Genomic DNA, 19,916 nt, shown 5'->3' on the forward strand with positions numbered 1-19,916 from the left:
CAGCTTAGTAGTGGGCGTGTCCTGACCGCGCGCTCGACGGTCAGAAGGCAGAGGTGCCGAAGCCGGTGGAAGCCAGCCAGGAGCGCAGCCACACCATGATGTGGTCCCAGCCGCCGGTGACCAGCAGGATGCCGAGCAGGATGAGGAGCACGCCGCCGATCCGCATGACGGTCTGGGCGTGCCGGCGGGCCCACGAGGACAGCGTGAGGGCGCGGCGGGCGCCGAGTGCGACGAGCACGAAGGGGATTCCCAGGCCGAGGCAGTAGGCGAGACCCAGAACGGCGCCCCGGGCGGCCGAGGCCTCGGTGTAGGCCAGCGTGTTGACCGCCGACAGCGTCGGCCCTAGGCACGGCGTCCACCCGAGCCCGAAGACGACGCCCAGTACGGGGGCGCCGAGGAGGCCGGCCGGAGGGCGCCGGGTGATGCGTCGCTCGCGCTGCAGCCAGTGGAGCCCGCCGAGGAAGGCTAGCCCCATGATGATGGTGACGACGCCCATGAGTCGGGTCAGCAGGGGAGCCCATTCGAGGAGCAGGCGGCCGAGGCCCCCGAAAAGTGCTCCGAAGGACACGAAGACTGCGGTGAAACCCAGTACGAAGAGCAGGGCGCCGGTGACCACTCGGCGCCGTTGACCGGGCGGTGCAGTGATGGTCGAGCCGGGACGGTCGCCCGCCGCGGTGGCCTCGCTGCGGTTGACGGCGGGTGCTGCAGCGGCGCCGGTCTGGGCGCCGGTCAGGCCGGCGACGTATGCGAGATAGCCGGGGACGAGCGGAAGCACGCACGGCGAGGCGAAGCTGATGAGGCCGACCAGTGCGGCGACTCCTGCGGCGAGCAGCAGTGAGCCGTCGCTGACGATGGTGGCGAACGCGTCGCCGAGCTCACTCACCGTGGGGTCTCTTCGGCCAGGAGTCGATCGATCGCCCGCCGCAGGTCGTCTTCCGGGACGACCGCCACGTAGACGGCGGCCACCTGGCCGGCGGGGTCGATGAGGATGGTGCTGGGCACGACGTTGGCCGGGAAGCCTCGGAAGGCCATCGCCACCTCTCCTCGTGGATCGAAGAGCGACGGGTACTCCGCTCCCACGGATTCGACGAAGGCCTGCGCCATCTGGCGGTTGTCCTTCACGTCGACGCCGAGGAACTCCACGCCCGAATCGGCAACGTCGGCATACACGGCCTGGAACTCCGGCGTCTCCACGCGGCAGGGCGCGCACCACGATCCCCAGAAGTTGAGCACCGTGATCTCGCCGGCCAACTCCGCGGATTCGAATGCAGTCCCGTCGAGGAGCTCTCCGGTGAAGGTCGGCGCCGATTCCCGCTCTGCCGGAGGGATGACCTCGCCGAGCGGCGTGTTGCCCGCGAAGTCGAAGTCTCCCGAGCTCTCTGTGGCCGTGCTGGCGTTGGTAGCGCTCTCTCCGGAGCAGCCGGCCAGGGCGGCGGCGATCATCAGGCCGCAGAGCGCCAGATTTCCGCGACGGGATCCGATGTCAGTCAACGAGAGTGCTCCAGTACAGCCAGAACCGCTCCAGGATGGCGGCGGTGATGAAGAGGAACCACATCGTGAGCACGACACCGTGATGGGCTCGTGCCCGCGCCACCGCGCGGGCGAGCCAAGGCGGCAATCGCGATGTGATTGCGGTGGCGTTGTGCACGGTGACGTACCAGAACATCGGAACCGTCACCGCCCAGACGACCATGCAGTACGGGCAGAGTGCGCCGATCCGGTACAGGCTGCTGAAGATCAGCCAGTGCACGAAGACGACGCCGAGGGATACGCCGACCTGCAGGCCGCCCCAGAACCAGCCCGCGACCCGTGCCCCGGCGACAAGGGCCGCGCCGGTCGAGGCCACGACGGCGAAGCCGGCGATGCCGAGCAGCGGGTTGGGAAAACCGAAGGCCTCGGCCTGAGCGCTGGACATGATGGAGCCGCAGCTCAGGACGGGATTGAGGCTGCACGTCGGCACGTAGGACGGATCAGCCAGGAGCGCGTACTTCTCGACGGCGAGAACGAAGGACGCAACGAGCCCGAGCAGCCCGCCGACCAGGAGCAGCCAAGCCAGCCCGCGCTCCGACGGCGCCTCCCGGCCGTTCGAACCGGAGAGCTGCTTCGAGTGCTCAGTGGGGGTGACGGTCAGGGTCGTCTCAGTCGGCGAGCGCAGCATCGATCAGTTCGATGAACTCGTCGGTGGTCTGCGCCTCGACCTTTTCCCCGTTGAGGAAGAACGTCGGTGTGCCCTCCACGCCCAGCGCGAGACCGTCCTCGCGATCCCGCAGCACCCGCTCGAGAGTGGTGGGATCGCCGACCGCTGCGTCGTAGTCGGCCATGTCGAGGCCCATTCCCTCGGCGAAGCCGCGGAAGACATCCGCCTGAGAGTCCTGCCGCTCCCCCCACTCCGTCTGCGTCTCGTACATGCGGTGGTACATGTCTTCGAACCGGCCCTGTCGGGCTGCGGCCTCGACCGCCACGGCCGCGTTCTCCGCGTTGGCGTGGCCCGGCATCGGGAAGTAGCGGGCGACGAAGGTGACCCGCCCGTCGTAGTCGTCGCGAAGCTGCTCGACGAACGGGTACGCGGCCTTGCAGGCCTCGCACTCGAAATCCAGGAACTCCACCAGCGTGACCCTGTCGTCGGCGGCGGCGGAGAGTTGGTGGCTGTCTTCGCGCACGACGGGCGCGCCGCCTGCTTCGGCCGTGCCGGTGTCGTCCGCCCCGGAGTTGTTCACCCCGAGGAGGACGGCGACGGTCACGACGAAGGCCGCCACCAGCGCGGCGGAAATCTTCAGGTTGGTGCTCAACCGCTCTCCTCGTTGATCCGGTCCGGCGGATCGAGCGCCGACCGCGGCCATCCGGCGGGTGTAGCCGGCCGACTAGCTGGAAGCTCCGCTCTACGAAGCTGCCTAGGAGGGTACAGGCGGTTGGCTCGTCGCCAGTCTGCTCGTGGGCGTTTGCGTGTCGATCGCATCTACTACCCTACGTAGGAATGTCTGGAGGTGAAGGCGTCAGGCGTGCTGCGGACGGGGGTGACGTGCGGACCCACGAGGGCCGGGTCGAGGCGGTGGTCCCATGGCCGGTGGCCGCTCTCCTGGCCGCGGGCGGCGGGGTGTGCCTGTGGCTGGCCTTCCCGCCGTACGGACTCTGGCCGCTCGCTGTGGGTGGTCCCTTCGCCCTCGCGCTGGCGACGCGCGGCCGTAGTGCACGGTGGGGCGCCGCGCTGGGGATGCTGCTCGGCTCTAGCTTCTTGTTCCCCTTGCTGAGCTGGACCGGCGTCTTCGTCGGCGATCTTCCTTGGCTGGCGCTGTCGACTTTCCAAGCGGTCTTCTACGCCGCCTTGGGGGGCGCGTCGGCACTGGTCGGTCGGCTTCCGGCGGCTCCGGTCTGGATGGCGGCGTTGTGGGTGGGGCAGGAGGCCGCCCGTTCCCGCATTCCGTTCGGGGGCTTTCCGTGGGGACGACTCGGGTTCAGTCAGGCCGACGGGCCGTTGGGTTCTTTCGCCGCGTACGGCGGCGTGGCGCTGGTGACCTTCGCCGTGGCGCTCACCGGCACGTTGCTCGCCCGCGCTGTCTGGCGCTCTTTGCTCGGGCGACGTGAACGCCGCGCCGGCCAGCCTCGCGCCGTCGCGATACTCGTCGCTGCAGCCTTACTCGTCCCGGTGGTCGGGGCGCTTGCCTGGCTACCGCTGCCCGGGTCCAGCCTGACGGCCGGCGGGCCGACGGCCACGGTCGCTGTTGTCCAGGGCGACGTGCCCCGGGCCGGCCTGGACTTCAACGCCCAACGTCGCGCAGTTCTCGACAACCACGTCGAGCAGACGCTGGAGTTGGCCGAAGCGGTAGCTGCCGGCACGGCCTCGCGGCCGGACCTCGTGATCTGGCCGGAGAACTCCTCCGACATCGATCCTTACAAGAACCCGGACGCGGCAGCCGCCATCGACCGAGCGGCGCGCGCAGTAGGCGTGCCGATCCTGATCGGTGCCGTCCTGGACGGGCCCGGGGAGAAGCTGACGAACGTCGGTGTGGTCTGGGATCCGGTGGAGGGTCCTGGCGAGCGCTACGCAAAGCGGCATCCCGTGCCGTTCGGCGAGTACATGCCGGCCCGCTCGTTCTTCCGGCTGTTCAGCGATCAGGTCGATCGCCTGCGTCGGGACTTCGTCGCGGGGGATGAGCCCGGCGTTCTGGACGTCGGGGGAGTGCGGATCGGAGACCTCATCTGTTTCGAGGTGGCCTACGACGGACTGGTGTCCGACGTCGTGGACGGCGGCGCCTCGCTGTTGGTGGTGCAGACCAACAACGCGACATTCGGCTACACCGCCGAGAGCGAGCAGCAGTTGGCGATGAGCCGCCTGCGTGCCATCGAGCACGGCCGGACGGTCATCGTCGCCGCAACGAGCGGGATTTCCGCGGTCGTCGCACCCGACGGCACTGTCATCGACCGGTCCGAACTCTTCACGCCCTACCTGTTCAGCGGCGCCATCGCCCTGCGGCAGAACACCACCCTGGCGAGCCGAATCGGCGCCGGCGCCGAGTGGGCCGCCACCGCCACGGGCCTGGCCGCGCTGCTCGCCGCCGTCGTGCTCCGCCGACGTGAGCCACATCGGTCGAACGTGCCCTCGAGCGCTCGCCACGAGACCGTGCCACGCGATGTCCACACCGACAAGCAAGGATCCCGATGACATCCGACCAGTTCTCTGCCCTGTCCGACTCCCTCTTCAGCGCCTCGATCATCATCTATGCCCTCGCGGCGCTCGCTTTCTGTGGCGAGCTCGCGTTCGGAAGGCGCGCCTTCCGGCCGAGTCAGGAGCTGGCCACCGTCGGTGTCGGCACGTCCCTGTCCTCTCCGGAGGACGGAGCCCAGCCGCCGGCGGCGGCGTCCGGCTCGGCCGGTCGCCGCTGGGGGCTCCTGGGCGTCGGGCTCACGGGTGCCGGCGCCCTCGCCAACGCCGGTGTGCTCGTCGCCCGCAGCGCGGCGACCGGGCGGGTGCCGTGGGGCAACATGTACGAGTTCGCAACTGCCTCGGTACTCGCCGGCGTGGTCGCCTACCTCGTGTTCGCAGTCCGGGTGCCGGCGGTGCGACGCATCGGAGCCTTTGTGCTCGGGCCCGTGGTGCTCGGGCTGGTTCTCATCGGGCTCTACCTCTACGCGGAATCCGGTCCGCTGATTGCCGCCCTGCGTTCGGACTGGCTGGCCGTGCACGTTTCGGCGGCCATCATCTCGTTCGGCATCTTCATCGTCAGCGCCGTCGCCAGTGCGCTGTACCTGGTCGCGGTCCACCGCGAGAGGACGCTGGGGGACGGCGGCCGTAGGAGCGGGGGGATCGCCGACAAGCTGCCCAGTGTGGCCGTGCTCGACCGGGTGGCGCACCGCACCGCGGTCTTCGGTTTCCCCGTCTGGACGTTCGCGGTCATCGCCGGCGCGATCTGGGCGGAGAGCGCCTGGGGGCGGTTCTGGGGATGGGACCCGAAGGAGACCTGGGCTTTCATCTCCTGGGCTCTGTATGCGACTTACCTGCACGCCCGAACCACCGCCGGGTGGCGAGGCCGCCCGGCCGCGTGGGTGAACCTGGTCGCCTTCGCGAGCCTCGTCTTCAACCTGCTGTTCGTGAACCTGGTGTCGACCGGTCTGCACTCCTACGGCGGCGTCTCGTGAGCGCGACGGCCCCTGGGATGTCCTCGGTGCAGGTGTTGTTGACCAGCAGCTTCGTCAGCCGTCGTTATGCAACCGTGACAACTAAGGAACTTCGTACTACGGTTCCGGGCGGTCCTACCGAGCTGTGCCTCTCGACCGGAGAGCCTCGGTCGGACCCCGCCTAACTGCCCGTGCCACACGGCCGGACGGACCGGGGACCCACCGTTCCCCTGGGGTGAATCCCGCGTGAGCGCGACTGCGAGCACGCGGGTAGGGCGCCTTCCCGCCCGAACCCGTCAGCTAACCCGGTAGGCGGCGAGGAAGAACGGAGATCCGCCGCCTTGGCGACGCTGCACAACCGATCCGTCCGCACGTCCGTCGTCCCGTCCGTAGTCCGCTCCGATCGACTCCGCCGAGACAGTCGAACGGGTCTCCCCGGAGTCGGTTCCGCGATCATCCGCCACCGGCGCACCGGCCTTGTTGCCGCCACGGCAGCGCTTGTCATCGGACTGTCGGCCGTGACGGCACTTGCTGCCCCCGCCGAAGGGCAGTCGGAGGAGGCTGTTTTGAGTACTGAGGTCGAGAGGATCTCGGGGTTGGTGACCGCGGCTGAGAAGGATCTGGAGAGATCCACCGTGGAAGCGGAGGCTGCGGCCGACGCCTCCCGCGCTGCGCAGGCTGCGCTTGTGGATGCAGAGACGCAAGCCGCTGCCGCTGCCGCTGAGCTGGAGGCGACTCGCGCGGCGGTCGATGCCGCTCGGGGCGGCATTGCCGCTCTCGGCCGCGATGCCTTCATGGGTGCCGATTCGCTGGGCGATGCGGCCGCGCTGCTCGACGCGGCCGGACCTGACGAGGTGCTGGAGAGGGCTGCGATGCTCGACCTCCTGGGTGAGGACCGCGCCGAGCGGCTCGAGGAGTTCGAGGTGATCCAGGGGCGGCAGGAGCGCGCTGATCGGGCGGCCCAGGCTGCGGTCGCGGAGCGCGATGCGGCCGTGCGCGCCTCGGTCGAGGCGGAGGCTGCAGCCCAGGCGCAGCTCGCGGCATCTCAGCAGGCGTACGACGCTGCTGCTGGCCAGAAGCTCGCCCTCGACGCGCAGCTCCGCGACGCGGAGATCAAGCTGTTGGGGGCGCAGGGAGTGGCAGATCCGGTTGCCGCGCGGGACGAGCAGCAGCGAGGCGAACTTGCGATGGCGCGCGCCGGCACCGCCGCGCTCGTGGCCGGTCGGGTGACGTCCTGCTACGGAAGCCGGTCCGGCGCCAAGCACAACGGCGTGGACATCGCCGCTCCCATCGGTACGCCCATCTATGCACCGGATGACGGAGTGGTGCTGGACGCGGGGCCTGCGAGCGGGTTCGGCCTGGCCGTCTACATCCAGCACGGGGACGGCACCATCACCGTGTACGGCCACATCAACGAGTACTTCGTGAACGCGGGTCAGGTGGTCACTGCCGGTCAGCAGATCGCCGAGGTGGGCAACCGGGGGCAGTCGACGGGACCCCACCTGCACATCGAGACCCATCGGAATGGGCTCTACCAGGACCGCGTCGATCCAACGCCGTGGCTGGGGGCCCGCGGCATCACGCTCGGTGGCGGCTGTGGCTGATCGGTAGCCACGTCGAGAGACGACGTGGCACCGGGTCGCACGGGTGTGCGCAGGACCCCGGGGCAGCCGACGCGGTATGGCGGCCACTCTGAGTGCCCAAGGCGTGACTCAGCGGTGGGAAGTGAGTGACATGTGTGCCGCGTGTTGCCATCGCTACTATCTGAGTTAGTGGGACTCTGCTCTGGCTCATCCATACCGCCACCCTCTTCCCCAGGGAGCGAGCCATGTCCCATCACCGTTCTCTCCGACGGGCCGGCCCGACAGTCGCTGGACGGCCAGGTCACCGCTGGCCGACAGTGAGTCGTCCGGGCTGTCGCCGTCCGGTGCGGAGCACGCTGATCGGTGTGCTCGCCAGCATTGCGCTCGTCGGCTTGGCAACGCCTGGTCTCACCGCGCCCGCGCCTCCCAACCCCACGGACGGCCAGATCGGTGCCGCGCAGGCCGAGCAGGCGACTGCGGCGGCCGAGGTCGGCCGTATCGCCGGCCTGGTAGCGGTCGCCGAAGCCCAGCTCGAACGCGTCGGCATCGAGGCCGAGGCCGCAGGGACCGCCTACATGATCGCCGAGGAAGCGCTCCTGCAGGCCGAGGCGATGGCTGAACAGCGAGCAGCCGAGCTCCAAGCAGCGGCGGCTGCCGTCTCCGTAGCGGAAGCTCGCATCGCCCAATTCTCCCGTGACAGCTACATGAACGGGTCGACGATCTCCAGGACGGCCGCGCTGTTGAGCTCCGAGGGACCTGGCGAACTGATCCAGCGCGCCGCTCTGCTCGACTACGTCGCAGTCAACGAGGTGGACGTTCTCGGCCAGCTCCAGTTCGCCAAGGTGACTCAGACCAACGCCGACTCCTCCGCTCGCGCCGCCCGCGACGAGATGGCTGCCGCCGAGGAGACGGCCCAGGCCGCCAAAGCGCAGGCGGACGCGCAGCTGACCGCCCAGCAAGGTGTCTACGCCGAGGTGGCCGCACAGAGGGCGACGCACGAGGTGGACCTGAAGGCCGCCCAGATCAGAGTTCTCGAGCTGCAGGGGGCACGGAACGCCTATCAGCAGTGGACGGCCCAAAAGCAGGCCGAGGAGGCCGCCGCCGCTGCCGCAGCCGAGGCGTCGGCCCGGAAAGTCGCCGAGGCCGCGGCGGCGGCGCGGAGCAACAGGCCCAGCAATGCTGGCTCCGGCGGGTCTTCCGGTTATACCGCGCCCTTCTCCGGACGCGTCACCAGTTGCTTCGGCGCACGCTGGGGAACCTCGCACAACGGGCTAGACGTCGCCTCTCCCATCGGCACGCCGCTTTACGCCCCCATCTCGGGAACCGTCCAGCGTGCTGGGCCGGCCACCGGTTTCGGGCTGGCTGTCTACCTGCTCGGCGACGACGGTGCCGTGTACGTCTACGGGCACATCAACGACTACTTCGTCCGCGCCGGCGACCGTGTGGTGGCCGGCGAGCAGATCGCCGAGGTGGGAAACAGGGGTAACTCGACCGGGCCGCATGTGCATTTCGAGGTGCATCCGAACGGGGCCATGTACAGCGGAGCCTCAAACCCGGCTGCGTGGCTGAACGCTCGTGGGATCTCTGTCGGTGCCTGCGGGGGCTGACGTACCCCGCGGGCTCGGATCCCGGCGGGGCCAAGTCCTGGTCTCGAATCTGCCCGTCTGTCTGGAACGGCGCCGCCGCGCCTCACCTGTTCAAATACGCCATGGCGCGAAGTCGAGCGTTGTACTCCGCCAGCTCGGCGTCACCGGTCCGGTCGGCTGCCCGGTCCAGGGCCTTGCCGCGCCGCTCGTCGGAACTGGCCCAGGAGAAGAAGACGACTGCCAGTACCAGCACGGTGGGCAGTTCTCCGAAGGCCCAGACGATGCCGCCGGCCTCGCCCTGGTCTCGCAGCGGGTCGATGCCCCAACCGGCCGGGGGCTGGGCAAACGTGTCGACGACCAGTGAGCTGGCCATCATGATCGCGACGCCGAAGAACGCGTGAAACGGCACGGGCAGAAAGAGCTCGAGCATCCGGCCGGGGTGGCTCAGCGTCCGGGGCCAGGGATCCTGCGCCACGATCGGCCCGAAGAACAGGATCCCGGTGACGACGAAGTGCGCCAACATCAGCTGGTGCCCGGCGGGGTTGCTCATCAAAGCGTCGAAGAGTGGCGTGAAGTAGACGCCGTAGAGGCTCGCAAGGAACAGCGGGATAGAGAACAGCGGGTGGGCGAGAAGCCGTGCCAGGCGGCTGTGTAGCCCGTTGAGGAGCAGTGCCCGCGGGACGCCGGACACGCCTTGGCCTCGGGGCAGGGTCCGCAGCGCGAGAGTCACCGGTGCGGCGACCAGGAGCAGCAGTGGCGTGATCAGTGACAGGACCATGTGCTGGGTCATGTGGACGCTGAACAGCACCATGCTGTAGCCGTTCAACCAGGTGCCGGTGACGGCGAACAGAGACGCAGTCCCGGCGAGCCAGGAGAGCGTTCGCCACCAGGGCCAGGAGACGCCCGTTCGGCGCAACCGCATGACCGCGGCCAGGTACACCACCAGCGCGACGAGGCTCAGCACTGCCAGGACCGACGAGGCCTCCAGGTGTGGCAGGAACATCCGCCCCCACGTCGGTGGCTCGTCGGGCACCCACATGCCCGAGTGTCGCCCGTGCTCCACGGAACCTCCTCCACGGCGCTGATCCACATTCTCCTAACGTGGATCGTAGACGAGCGAGAGTCGGCATAGGGGAGTGTCGCCAGCTCCTACTAGTCTTGTTAGTGCCGGCCCAGAGATCTGACCGGCCCCTCGAAGTCGAAGGAACGGGATGACGACCGCCTCAGGAACACGCGAGGTTCCGTTCGCTCGGCAGTCCGTGTGGCGGGCACTGACCGCCCTAACCGCGTACTGCCCGGTGTGCGACGTTTCCTACGTCTTCTCGGAGGGCGTAGGGACAGACGCGGACGCGGTCATGGGCAAGGGGACTCGCTTCGTCTGCGCGCAGGGGCGGCTGGACGATATGCCGCCGCCTCCGGGCGCGGTCAGCGGGGAAGTCGTCGAATGGGTCGCGGAGGAACGCATCGGGACCCGGTTGGAGTTGGCGTCGGAGAACTGGCAGACCCGCGTCGAACTCGCTGACGCCTCGCCGGGTGTCACGCGCGTCACGGTGACCGTGTCTCACGACTCCCAGGGCGGCAATCGCCTACGGCAGGTGCTGCAGCGCAAGGCGATGCAGCGGATGGTGCAGCAGACCGTGGACTCGGAGCTGGCCAAGCTGCCGGATCACGTCAGCTGGCTGTCCGAGCGCCGCAGCGACGTCGTCGCCGTCGAGCGGGAAGCTGCTCCCGTCGAGCAGGCCCCCAGTTCTGTGGAACAGGAGCGAGACGGTTGGGTGGTTCACCTGCGGGGTGAGATCGACGCTCCGGCCGTCGACCGACTAGGGCTCCAGCGGCGTCTGGAGGAGTTGGCGGTTGTGGCCATCGATGTCCGCGGACTGACCTACATCGACTCCGTGGCGTTCCCACCCCTGCAGCGGTGGGCCAAGCGCACCTCTCGGGCCGGCGGCCACGCGGTCATCCGAGGCGACAACCCCTACTTCGACCAGATGCTGGGCGTCATGGGACTCACGTCGATGTTCCGCCGGGAGACCTGACTACGGGGGACGTCGACCCGGCGGCTCCATCTACCGCCGTGATCGGCCTGTGGCTGCTCTTTGTCCTTGCTGGCGCGCCCGCGACACGGCCGTGCCCCACGCGGAGTCAACGCTGACGGCTGGCGCGCCGCAGGTCCTCGACAGTGGCGAACTTGACGGCGGGTCGGCCGCTTGCCTGTCCGCGCGCACGCTCGCGGCTGAGAATCCGATCCAGCCCGGTGGCGTCGACCAGGCCCGAGTGAGAACGACGGACGGACCTCATGAGGGCACGTGGTGTCCGTTGAGGGGTGGATAGCCGGCCGGCGATCGCGTCGTCCAGCAACGTGCGCACCGTCTCGGCGGCATCCACTCGGTTGTCTCCGATGCCGCCGGTGGACCCGCGCTTGAACCAACCAACGGCATAGGCTCCCGGAGCCCCGTCGATTCGGCCCGCCACGTGCGGAACCCGTCCGGTGGAGGGTTCGAAGGGCAAGCCCTGGATCGCCCGACCGCCATAGCCGATGGCGCTCACGACCGGACTGGCCAGGACATCGGTGCCGTCGACCAGGCGGACCCCCTCTGCGACGGAATCACCCAGTACGCGTTCGACGGTGCTGTGGAATCGCAGGACGATGCGCCGTCCCGACTGAGGACTGGATGAGTAGTCGAGCAGCGCGCGCGGAAGCCCGCGAAGCAGGTCCTGCTGGCTGCCCTGAGGCGCGGCGTCGATGGCCTCCCCGGTGCGTGGATCGGTGTCGTCGATGACCAGCTCCACCCCAGGGAGGTGGCGCAGCGCGAGCAGCTCCGGCGCGGAGTAGGCGGCGTGCTCTGGACCGCGCCGGCCGAGCAGAACCACCTCGCGCACTGACGCTGCCCGAAGGGCCGCGAGCGCATGGTCTGCCATGTCGGTGCGTGCCAGCTCGTCGGCATCGCGGCTGAGAATCCGGGCGATATCGAGAGCTACGTTGCCCGTGCCGACGACGACCGCCCGCTCGTCCCTCAGGCGGACTGCGTCGGCGGGCATGTCCGGGTGGGCGTTGTACCAGCCGACGACCTCAGGAGCTGTGTGGTTACCGGGTAGGCGCTCCCCTGGGACGCCGAGCGGCTTGCCACTGGCCGCGCCGACGGCGTAGATCACCGCGTCGAAGTGCTGCGCCAGTGTGTCCACGCTCAGGTCAGCGCCCACATCGATGCCCAGCAGCAGCCTGACCCGAGGATGCGTGTAGAGCCGGCCCAGGTTGTGAGTTATGCCTTTGGTGCGAGGGTGGTCCGGCGCGACGCCGTACCGGATCAGGCCTCCCGCCACCGGCAGCCGGTCGATGAGAGTGACGCGCGAGCGGGTGTGCAACAGCAGCAGCTCGGCCGCGTAGAGGCCGGACGGGCCGGTCCCGACGACGGCGACGTCCAGGCCGCGGAAGTCACTGGGCAGGGACCAGTCGAAGGCCGGTCGATCCCATGCGTGGAACAGAGGGTCTGTGCGAGAGGCGCCTTGGCCCGCAGGCTCCGTCGATCGCGCAAAGTGCTCGGCGTTGAGGTCGACGTAGATCCGGTCTGCGCCGCTCAGGACGTCCGCGGGCAGGGCAGCGTCGACGGGGCAGGCGTCGGCGCACGCTCCGCAGTCGATGCACACCTTCGGGTCGATGTAGAGCATCGTCGTGGACCCGAACGCGTTCTCGCCGGGTGCCGGGTGGATGCAGTTGACCGGGCAGACCGCGACGCAGGAGGCGTCCTTGCAGCAGTTCTGCGTGATGACGTAGGTCATGAGTGCCGGGGCCCCAGATCGCATCCCGCGCCGCAGCGTGAAATCACAGCAGGTTGGCCTTCCGGTAGATCGCCGACGCAGGGCCGGTCAGCAGTCCGGCCGAGTGGAGGAACTCCATGAGGCCCCGGCAGCTCGAGCGAAGCATCGACTTGTAGTGCTCGTTGCCGGCCGCTTCCCGCTTGGCGCGTGCGACGTCCAAGCCCGCTTCGGCGTAGGCGCGGTCGCTCACCATGCTCGTCACGATGTGGTACGCGGATGCAGCGACGAGCAGGGCGGTGGCCTGCCGGCGCAGAGGCCCAGCGCCTTGCATGCGCTTGACCACCTCATCCCGGGCGAACTTCATGTGCCGGGACTCCTCGACGACATGGATGTTGTTGATCGTCCGGACGAACGGTGCCACCAGCTCGTCGCGCATCCAGTCGCGCTGCATGACGTCCAGCACCTCCTCGGCGACCAGGATGGCGGCGTAGGCCGTCTCGCCCCAGGCGATCGTCTTGAACAGACGTCCCAGTTCCACGACCCGCCTCTTCGGTAGGTAGGCCGGTGCATTCAGCTTCGCCGCACCACGGGCGAACATGATCGAGTGGCGGCACTCGTCAGCGATCTCCGTGAGCGCCCATTGGAACTCCGGCGACGTGCGGTCGGCGGTGTACATGTCCCGCAGCATCATCTGCTGCAGGATGATCTCGAACCAGATTCCGGTGCACGCGACCGACGCTGACTCCTGACGGGTGAGCTCGGCCCGCTGGCTCTCGCTCAGCTCTTGCCAGTAGGGAGTTCCGTAGAGCGTCGACCACTCAGGGCTGGCGCCGTGGTGGCCGGGGTCAAGGGGGCTGTCCCAGTCAACCTCGACACTCGGGTCGTAGGAGAGCGTGGCGCTCGATGCCAATAGGCGTTCGGCCACGGAGCCTTCGCGCGTCGTGGTGGTGGCGATGTCGGCGGCGGTCATCGTGCCTGCCTCTCGTCTCAATAGTGGTAACGCCTATGTAGACGTGAACGTGAGTCATAGATACCCCGTGCCCATCAATGTGACACCTCTCGATGTCACATCCTGCCAGGCGGCATGTCCTGCATCACATCTGAGTCATCGCGGGAACTGCTTCGTGAGCAGCAGCGACTAACTGATCTAGTAGGACGGGCTCGGCGGCCGGCCGGGTCCGACTCAGGCGAAGGAGCGCACTCGTGACAACCCGACTGGCCCGGACGATGACCGTCGGCCTTGCTTCGATGTCGGCCGTGCTGGCCCTCGGTGTGACCTCCGCGTCAGCTCACGTGGGCGTCAGCTCCGCTGACGCTGCGCCCGGCGGCTTCGGTGAGGTGACCCTCCGGGTGCCCAACGAGAGCCAGACGGCTTCCACCATCTCGCTGCGGGTCCAGATCCCGGCCGAGACGCCGCTGGCATCGGTGCGGACGAAGCCGGTTCCCGGGTGGACCGCGACCCTGACGCGGAGCCCGATCGATCCGCCGGTCGACGTGCACGGCACCGAGGTCAGCGAAGCCGTCACGGAGATCGTCTGGACCGCCGACCCCGGGGCGGGCATCGGCCCGGGTCAGTATCAGACCTTCGCCATCAACGGCGGCCCTTTCCCGGACGTCGACACGATCACCTTCCCGACGCTGCAGACCTACGACGACGGTGAGGAGTCCGCGTGGATCGAGCCCACGCTCGACGGCCAGCCCGAGCCCGAGGACCCGGCACCCGTGCTGTCCCTCGTGGACAGCGCAGCTGACGGCGACGAGGCGGATGGGGTGGCGACCGAGGCCGATGGGAGCGACAGCGCCGACAACTCTGATGGCTCGGGACTGGCGGTGACCGCGCTCGTCGTCGGCGGCGCCGGACTACTGGCTGGGCTGACAGGGCTCGTGTTGGCGCTCTCGGCTCGGCGGCACACCACGACCTGAACCGGCTGGGTCGCTATCGCGTGACCTCCGGCGGAGCAGCCACAGCGCACCGCCGGAGGTGACGCGAGTGCTGGGTACTGCTGCGCACGGCCGGGTCAGAAGCCGAACAACAGTCCCAGACCGCCGAACGTGAACATGACCATCACGACCACGAGGGGCAACTGGTCAGAGGCCGGGGCGCGGGGCGCCACACGGAGGGCCTGCTCGTGCGCCAGCGTGACTCCCAGGACGTGGCCCATGACCACCCCGCCGACCTGCACATAAGCAATCGTGTCCGCTGACACGGCTGTTAGGTCGACTCGGTTGCCGTAGGTCCCGAACAGGTCGACTCCGTCGAGGCCGAAGGGGTTGCTCGCCAGGATCCACGTGCTCTGGCCGTCGAGAAGAAGCAGGCTGAAGTAGTGGGCGATCGTGTAGCCGAGGGCGATCGGGATGACCGTGGCCGCGAACAGGCGAGGTTGCGGCCCCAGCGGTACCCGACCGAGGCGGCCGGACAGCCGCGTGCCCACCACGTAGAGCACAGCGACGAGGGCGATCATCGCTAGCAGACCCAGGGTTCCGGACAAGACGTCGTCCGCTTCCCCGGGGCCGGTCTGCCAGTAGACCGTTCGCGACAGGCCGTCGAAGGCGGTGGAGCCGAGCAGCACCACGACGACGGCGGCGAGGCCCGGCTCGGCCGGCGTCGTCAGGACATTGGTGAGGGGGTTGCGGAACACCAAGCGCCCGTCGTCCCGCCGTCCGAACGGCGAGAGGCGACCCAGCAGAGCCGAGTACACCTCGAAGCCGTCACCACGGGCGAACCAACCCTCGCCGAACCAGAGCGCGGCAGCGGTGTGGACGGCGGCATACAGAACCAGGAACCAGCCGACGGTCGCAGGCTCGGCACGCTGCGGCGGGACGAGCTCGAGCCACACGAAGACCGCCAGGGACACGGCTGCCGGCCACAGGCCCAGCCGGGGAAGCGTCTCAGCTCCGCGAGCGGGGCCGGCGATGCCACGGAGCACCCGGTGAACCAGCCGCAGCGGATTGACGATCCGCCACACGGGACCCAACAGCAGGCTCACGGGCACAAGACCCACCCAGAAGGTGACGTAGACCGCCCACGGCGCGATGTTGCGGGAGGTCTCGTCCGGCCCTGCGAAGGCGACGACCGTGACGAAGACTGCGGCCGCCAGCGCGATGCTTTGGAGCACCCGGCGTACAGCCGGGCTGTCCACGGCCCCCTGTACCGCGGCTGGCAGCGCTCGACCGGAAGACGATCCGCCCATCTTGGGCTTGCGCCAGAAGAGCAGCAGCGCGGCGAAGCTGATCAGGACAGCAGCCCCGCCGCCGTAGAGCGCGAGTCCCAGTGGGATGGGCAGGTCCGTTCTGGAGCCGACCCCGTGGGCGAGGAGCGTCATCCGACCTGAAGGGTGAACAGGAGCGTGCCGAGCTCCTCCAGCTCCACCTCGAAGACTCCCGGAATCGACGCCTGGAACGTCAACGTGCCCGGCGCGTCCGGCCCGACAGGCGCGGAGAGGTCATAACCGTGCAGGTGGATCTCGTCCGTCGCATCGCTCGTGACGGTGATCGTCACCTGGTCCCCAGAAGCGACCGGGATTCGGCCGGTATCTCCGGTCACCTGGCCGCCCATGTATGACACGGCGACGTTCGTGCCTGCCGGCGCAGGGGTGGTGCTGGGGGCGGCTGACGTAGCCGATGGGGTAGTGCTCGCCGCAGAGCTGGCCGGCGGGCTAGCGCTGGTCTGCGCGCCTGCTTCCGACTCGTCGGTTCCAGCGCAGCCGGTGAGGGAAACGACGGACGCGAGCAGCAGGGCCGCCGGCACACGGCGGAACCGGGCGGTGGAGGCAGTCATTGAGTGGGCTCCAGAACAGTCTCGACGATGGCACGTAGCAGATTCCGGTTCACTCGAGCGCCTCGCTGCGCTGCTCGGCTTCCGCGTTCTCGCGTGCGGCCAGACGGCGGTCCCGGATTACTGCGCCCGTCACGATTGCGAGGAGGACGGCCGCTGGCCCGAAGAAGCCGATCGTTCCGATGACGGCGAGCCCGTCAACGGCGAGGATGGCATCGAGAGCACCGGCACTGATGTTCCGATCGTCTACTACTCGCACTAGTGCATGTCACATCGGCCGGTGTCAGATGTCAATCGGGGCCGCCCTCTTTCTCGGTCGTGCAGCAGCGCCGATCGGGTATCGCCGTAGGCGAGCAACCTTCGGCGTATAGGGCGACGCGCCGACTTCGCACACGGTGGAGCGTCACCCCTAGACGCGCCGCCTTAGTCGTCACGCCTCGGCGTGCGTCACCCCTCGTCCGCGGACGCCGAGGCGTCCCCGGACGCGATAGCGGCACACAACTGGTCGCGCGATGACGTGACCAGCACTGTCACCCCTGCCGAGGGTGACGGCTCGTTGAACGTCTCTGCGGAGCGTCGACGGCATCACACCGATGCCGGAGGACCGCACATGTTTCACGACCCCACCATCGTCGGCAGCTGGCCGGCGCTCGCGGCACGCCTGGACGGCGACGAAATCCTCGTCCGTTGGGCCGCCACCGAGCCGGCCCTCGCCGGGCTGAGCAGCGTCCATGACCTGCTCGCAGTCTGGGCCGACGGCAGCGGGGAGCAGCGCCGCGACGTCGTGCTCGCCGCGCTCGTCCGGCTGGCCGCTGTCGACAATGGTCGCGACGACGACGCGCTACTGCTGACGCTCCACTTGCTCAGCGGTCTGGTGCGGACGATGGCCAGGCAGCTCGCAGACCTGAACCCCGACATCCTCGCCGTGGTCGTCGGCGAACTCGCTTGCCAGATCCGCCGCTACCCGTGGCGACGCCGGCCCCGTGCGATCGCGGCGAACCTGCGCGCCGAGACCCGGCGGGCGGTACTCGCCGAACTGCGCCCCAGCAGCCGCTACCACCCCGACCGGGTCGAGGTCCTGACCGCTACGGGGGACATCACTCGGATTGCATCTGTCACCGCCGGCGAGGAGGGGGAGGACCTCGACGTCGTCGACCTGCTGCAGTGGGCGGTGCGCTCAGGGGTCGACCCCGAGGACGTTGCACTGCTGATTGCCACCGAGTGCAACCGCGACCGTCGACACCGGCGCGCCGACCAGAAGGTCGCCGCCGCACACGGCATCACGACGCGCACCCTGTACCGCCGGCGGAACCGCACGCTGACCGCCCTGCGCGGTGTGGCTCCGCAGTATCTGGCGGCCGTCGCGTGAGCCCTCTGCTGCAGGACGTCGATGAGGCCTACGCCGTGACGGGCGGTGTTGCCAATGGCGGCGACGTCGACCCAGAGGAGCGACTGCTGTCGATTGCGGAGATCCAGCAGGCCTTCCGCGAGCTGCGTGCCCATCGTCCGCGACCTGCCGCAAGCAGGCCGGCCGCGCCGACGCGTCTCCAAGAGCTGTGGACTGGCAGCGGTGACAGAGCGCTGCAGCGAGGCGTGAGCAGGGGTGACAGCGCACCCGCGGCTGGTCTACGCAGGGGTGACATCGACGTGCTGGCGGCCGGCTGGATCACGGTCATAGCGGCACACGCCGGTGCCGGCGCCTCCACGGTGGCGCTGGCCATCAGCGACGCTGCCGCGACCACCGACCGGCGGGTGCACCTGGTGGAGACCGCGCATCCCCGCCGGTCGGGGTTGATTGCCGCGGCGTCGGCGGAGCTGGGCACCGACGCCGCCGGCGCGTGGCGACGTGGCTCCCGCGGCCGCGTCACGATCGACCGCTGCGTCGCGGACGTGGAGCCTGGCGGCTGGCCGGCCCTCCCGATCAGCGAGGAGCCGACGGTCACTGTCCTCGATCTCGGGCTGCCTGCTCCGGAGAACCTGGCCCAACTGGCCGCCGCCCGCACGCGCACCGTCGTCGTCTGTCGGCCGACCGTGCCCGGGATGCGACTGACCGAGCACGCTCTGAGCCAGCTCGCCGAGCAGCCGGTGGTGGTGGCCGTCGTGGGCCCGGCGCGCTGGCCCCCGGCGGTGCACGCCAACTGCGTTCCGCGGCTTCGCGAGTTGCGGTCGCAGGGGCGGGTGATCCGAGTTCCGGTCGACCGACGACTGCAGACCGCCGGCCTGACCGGGGACCGGCTGCCCAGAGGAGTGGAGGCCGCGGGCCGGTCGCTGGCCACGTTGCTGATACCGGCCGTGCCCCCGCAGCCTCGGCATCGGCACCGGGCGGCAGCGTTCCAGCCGGGCGCGGCGGGGGAGATCCAGTGAGCCCCCGCAGGAAAGCAGCGGCACGGGCGGTCTCGACCGTCGCGCTCGTCGCTGTGGGTCTGGTCGTGCTGACCGCGTTGCCTGCCACCGCGGCGCCGGTGGAGTTGACCGCGGCGGTCTGCCCGGAGGCGCCGCCGGGAGTGGAGGCCTTCGCCGATCAGGTGACGGCGTGGGTGAAGTGGGGGGTGCTGGCGCTGATCGGGATCGCCGCGGTCGTGTCGCTCGGCTCGGTCCTGGTGGGCCGGATGTTCTCCCATCCGCATGCCTCCCGGTACGGGGCGATGGGCATCGCGGTGGTCGTGATGGTGGCCATCACCTACACAGTCATCCTGGTCATCCTCGGATCGATCACCGGCAGTGGGTGCACCTGATGCGCCGCCGTCTCGACGTCCGGGGGAGCGGTGCGCCGGAGTGGAGCCCCGCGCGTCTCCTCACGGCGCTCGTGGTCAGCGCGGTGGTCGCGCTGGCGCTTCTGACCGGCCTGGTCCTGGCAGTCGTCGGAGGGCTCACCGAGGAGCCAGACGAGAGGGACGCCGCACGACAGGCTGCTGCTCCCTCCCGGGACATGTCGCGTCACGATGCGCTGGCCGTCGCGCCGATGCCGACCGCCGACCCGCATGACGCGCTGCCTGGCCCGGTGTCGAACCAGGCTGCCGGCGTTCTCGAGCTGCCGCGCGCCACCGGCGTAGGCCCCGCGGACGTGCCTACCGGCTTTCCGCGAACCCCGGAGGGTGCGCTGGCGCAGCTGGCGGCGATCGACGTGACGGCGATGCAGAGCGGCTCGATGGACGGCGTGCGACGGGTGATCGCCGAGTGGGCCGTTCCTGGCGGGCCGACCTCAGAGACGTGGTCCGGGGTGGACGGCATGGCCAACCTGTTGTCTGCGGCGGGCCTGTCCGGTGCGGGGTCGCCGCATCTGGCGATCGTCGTCCGTCCGGTGATGGGGCTGATCAAGGGCACGGTGGGCGAGCACTTCGCCGTGGTGTGCGTGAACTTCGAGTTCACCGTCACTGTGGAGCAGACCTCCCGGGTCGCGATCGCCGACTGCCAGCGCATGGCCTGGGTCGGGGACCAGTGGGTCATCGGCCCGGGGGAGGAGCCGGCGCCAGCGCCTTCGGTCTGGCCGGGCACAGAGGCAGCCATCGCAGCCGGCTACCGGGACCTGCGCTATGTCTGAGCAGCGACGCGGAGGGCGTAGCAACTGGGCGCACCGACTGGGAGCGGTCGTTCTTCTGGCGC

The 19,916-nt window shown here is 69.4% G+C and carries 20 protein-coding genes and 1 riboswitch; of the genes, 11 read left to right on the forward strand and 9 right to left on the reverse strand.

Translation table 11 applies throughout. The annotated features are described in order from the left end of the window. Positions 1-40: 40 nt before the first annotated feature. Genes A6V29_RS13555 through A6V29_RS13570 form a run of 4 tightly spaced genes read right to left on the reverse strand, consistent with a single transcriptional unit; the run spans position 41 to position 2,789 of the window. Positions 41-883 carry a cytochrome c biogenesis CcdA family protein gene (locus A6V29_RS13555; protein WP_040336902.1) on the reverse strand — a complete coding sequence of 281 codons (843 nt, stop codon included), beginning with the start codon at positions 881-883 and terminating at the stop codon, positions 41-43. Beyond that, a complete protein-coding gene (locus A6V29_RS13560; RefSeq protein ID WP_040336901.1) occupies positions 880-1,443 on the reverse strand; it encodes a TlpA family protein disulfide reductase in 564 nt (187 codons plus the stop codon). Before A6V29_RS13560 ends, A6V29_RS13555 begins: the two co-directional genes overlap by 4 nt. Positions 1,444-1,483: 40 nt before the next feature. Further along, positions 1,484-2,158 (reverse strand): vitamin K epoxide reductase family protein, encoded by a 675-nt coding sequence (locus tag A6V29_RS13565; RefSeq protein ID WP_040336900.1) that lies wholly within the window; start codon positions 2,156-2,158, stop codon positions 1,484-1,486. Then, positions 2,139-2,789, reverse strand: coding sequence for a DsbA family protein (locus A6V29_RS13570; protein ID WP_040336899.1), 651 nt, complete (start codon positions 2,787-2,789; stop codon positions 2,139-2,141). Before A6V29_RS13570 ends, A6V29_RS13565 begins: the two co-directional genes overlap by 20 nt. A 275-nt stretch (positions 2,790-3,064) precedes the next feature. Between A6V29_RS13570 and lnt the strand changes: the two genes are divergently transcribed. The 4 genes from lnt (at position 3,065) to A6V29_RS13590 (ending at position 8,803) form a co-directional block, all read left to right on the forward strand. Continuing rightward, positions 3,065-4,660: an apolipoprotein N-acyltransferase gene (gene lnt / locus A6V29_RS13575; protein WP_231486446.1), complete on the forward strand. Its 1,596-nt coding sequence runs from the start codon at positions 3,065-3,067 to the stop codon at positions 4,658-4,660. Continuing rightward, positions 4,657-5,634, forward strand: coding sequence for a c-type cytochrome biogenesis protein CcsB (gene ccsB, locus A6V29_RS13580; RefSeq protein WP_051515490.1), 978 nt, complete (start codon positions 4,657-4,659; stop codon positions 5,632-5,634). Before lnt ends, ccsB begins: the two co-directional genes overlap by 4 nt. Positions 5,635-5,795: 161 nt before the next feature. After that, a riboswitch (cyclic di-AMP (ydaO/yuaA leader) is annotated at positions 5,796-5,943 on the forward strand. 269 nt (positions 5,944-6,212) lie between these two features. Then, positions 6,213-7,217 (forward strand): M23 family metallopeptidase, encoded by a 1,005-nt coding sequence (locus A6V29_RS13585; protein WP_231486445.1) that lies wholly within the window; start codon positions 6,213-6,215, stop codon positions 7,215-7,217. Positions 7,218-7,561: 344 nt separating this feature from the next. Further along, positions 7,562-8,803 carry a M23 family metallopeptidase gene (locus A6V29_RS13590; RefSeq protein ID WP_231486444.1) on the forward strand — a complete coding sequence of 414 codons (1,242 nt, stop codon included), beginning with the start codon at positions 7,562-7,564 and terminating at the stop codon, positions 8,801-8,803. 82 nt (positions 8,804-8,885) lie between these two features. Here the strand turns inward: A6V29_RS13590 and A6V29_RS13595 are convergent, their stop codons facing one another. Further along, on the reverse strand, positions 8,886-9,845 hold the full coding sequence (locus tag A6V29_RS13595; RefSeq protein WP_040336896.1) for a cytochrome c oxidase assembly protein: 960 nt from the start codon (positions 9,843-9,845) through the stop codon (positions 8,886-8,888). 292 nt (positions 9,846-10,137) lie between these two features. Here A6V29_RS13595 and A6V29_RS20975 point away from each other — a divergent pair, with 292 nt between their 5' ends. Beyond that, complete coding sequence (locus tag A6V29_RS20975; protein ID WP_197022219.1) at positions 10,138-10,818, forward strand: STAS domain-containing protein; 681 nt, start codon at positions 10,138-10,140, stop codon at positions 10,816-10,818. Between the two features lie 106 nt (positions 10,819-10,924). Here the strand turns inward: A6V29_RS20975 and A6V29_RS13605 are convergent, their stop codons facing one another. Continuing rightward, positions 10,925-12,559: an FAD-dependent oxidoreductase gene (locus A6V29_RS13605; protein ID WP_137160794.1), complete on the reverse strand. Its 1,635-nt coding sequence runs from the start codon at positions 12,557-12,559 to the stop codon at positions 10,925-10,927. 43 nt (positions 12,560-12,602) lie between these two features. Continuing rightward, positions 12,603-13,508: an AurF N-oxygenase family protein gene (locus A6V29_RS13610; RefSeq protein ID WP_137160795.1), complete on the reverse strand. Its 906-nt coding sequence runs from the start codon at positions 13,506-13,508 to the stop codon at positions 12,603-12,605. 233 nt (positions 13,509-13,741) lie between these two features. Here A6V29_RS13610 and A6V29_RS13615 point away from each other — a divergent pair, with 233 nt between their 5' ends. Beyond that, complete coding sequence (locus A6V29_RS13615; RefSeq protein WP_231486441.1) at positions 13,742-14,461, forward strand: YcnI family copper-binding membrane protein; 720 nt, start codon at positions 13,742-13,744, stop codon at positions 14,459-14,461. A 95-nt stretch (positions 14,462-14,556) separates the two neighbouring features. On the opposite strand, the gene A6V29_RS13620 is transcribed toward A6V29_RS13615, so the two are convergent. Both A6V29_RS13620 and A6V29_RS21675 read right to left on the reverse strand, forming a co-directional pair. Then, positions 14,557-15,861, reverse strand: coding sequence for a hypothetical protein (locus tag A6V29_RS13620; protein ID WP_040336892.1), 1,305 nt, complete (start codon positions 15,859-15,861; stop codon positions 14,557-14,559). Next, complete coding sequence (locus A6V29_RS21675) at positions 15,858-16,037, reverse strand: cupredoxin domain-containing protein (protein WP_231486440.1); 180 nt, start codon at positions 16,035-16,037, stop codon at positions 15,858-15,860. The genes A6V29_RS13620 and A6V29_RS21675 overlap by 4 nt, the downstream gene beginning before the upstream one ends. A 55-nt stretch (positions 16,038-16,092) precedes the next feature. Between A6V29_RS21675 and A6V29_RS21680 the strand changes: the two genes are divergently transcribed. From A6V29_RS21680 to A6V29_RS13650, 5 genes are all read left to right on the forward strand, one after another. Continuing rightward, complete coding sequence (locus tag A6V29_RS21680; RefSeq protein WP_231486439.1) at positions 16,093-16,575, forward strand: hypothetical protein; 483 nt, start codon at positions 16,093-16,095, stop codon at positions 16,573-16,575. A gap of 348 nt (positions 16,576-16,923) precedes the next feature. Beyond that, a complete protein-coding gene (locus A6V29_RS13635; RefSeq protein WP_040336890.1) occupies positions 16,924-17,682 on the forward strand; it encodes a hypothetical protein in 759 nt (252 codons plus the stop codon). Between the two features lie 224 nt (positions 17,683-17,906). Continuing rightward, a complete protein-coding gene (locus A6V29_RS13640; RefSeq protein ID WP_137160796.1) occupies positions 17,907-18,677 on the forward strand; it encodes a hypothetical protein in 771 nt (256 codons plus the stop codon). Beyond that, a complete protein-coding gene (locus tag A6V29_RS13645) occupies positions 18,674-19,048 on the forward strand; it encodes a hypothetical protein (RefSeq protein ID WP_137160797.1) in 375 nt (124 codons plus the stop codon). Before A6V29_RS13640 ends, A6V29_RS13645 begins: the two co-directional genes overlap by 4 nt. Continuing rightward, on the forward strand, positions 19,048-19,854 hold the full coding sequence (locus A6V29_RS13650) for a hypothetical protein (protein WP_137160798.1): 807 nt from the start codon (positions 19,048-19,050) through the stop codon (positions 19,852-19,854). Before A6V29_RS13645 ends, A6V29_RS13650 begins: the two co-directional genes overlap by 1 nt. Positions 19,855-19,916: the final 62 nt, after the last annotated feature.

This window comes from Blastococcus sp. CCUG 61487 (assembly GCF_005222955.1).
Classification (GTDB): domain Bacteria; phylum Actinomycetota; class Actinomycetes; order Mycobacteriales; family Geodermatophilaceae; genus Blastococcus.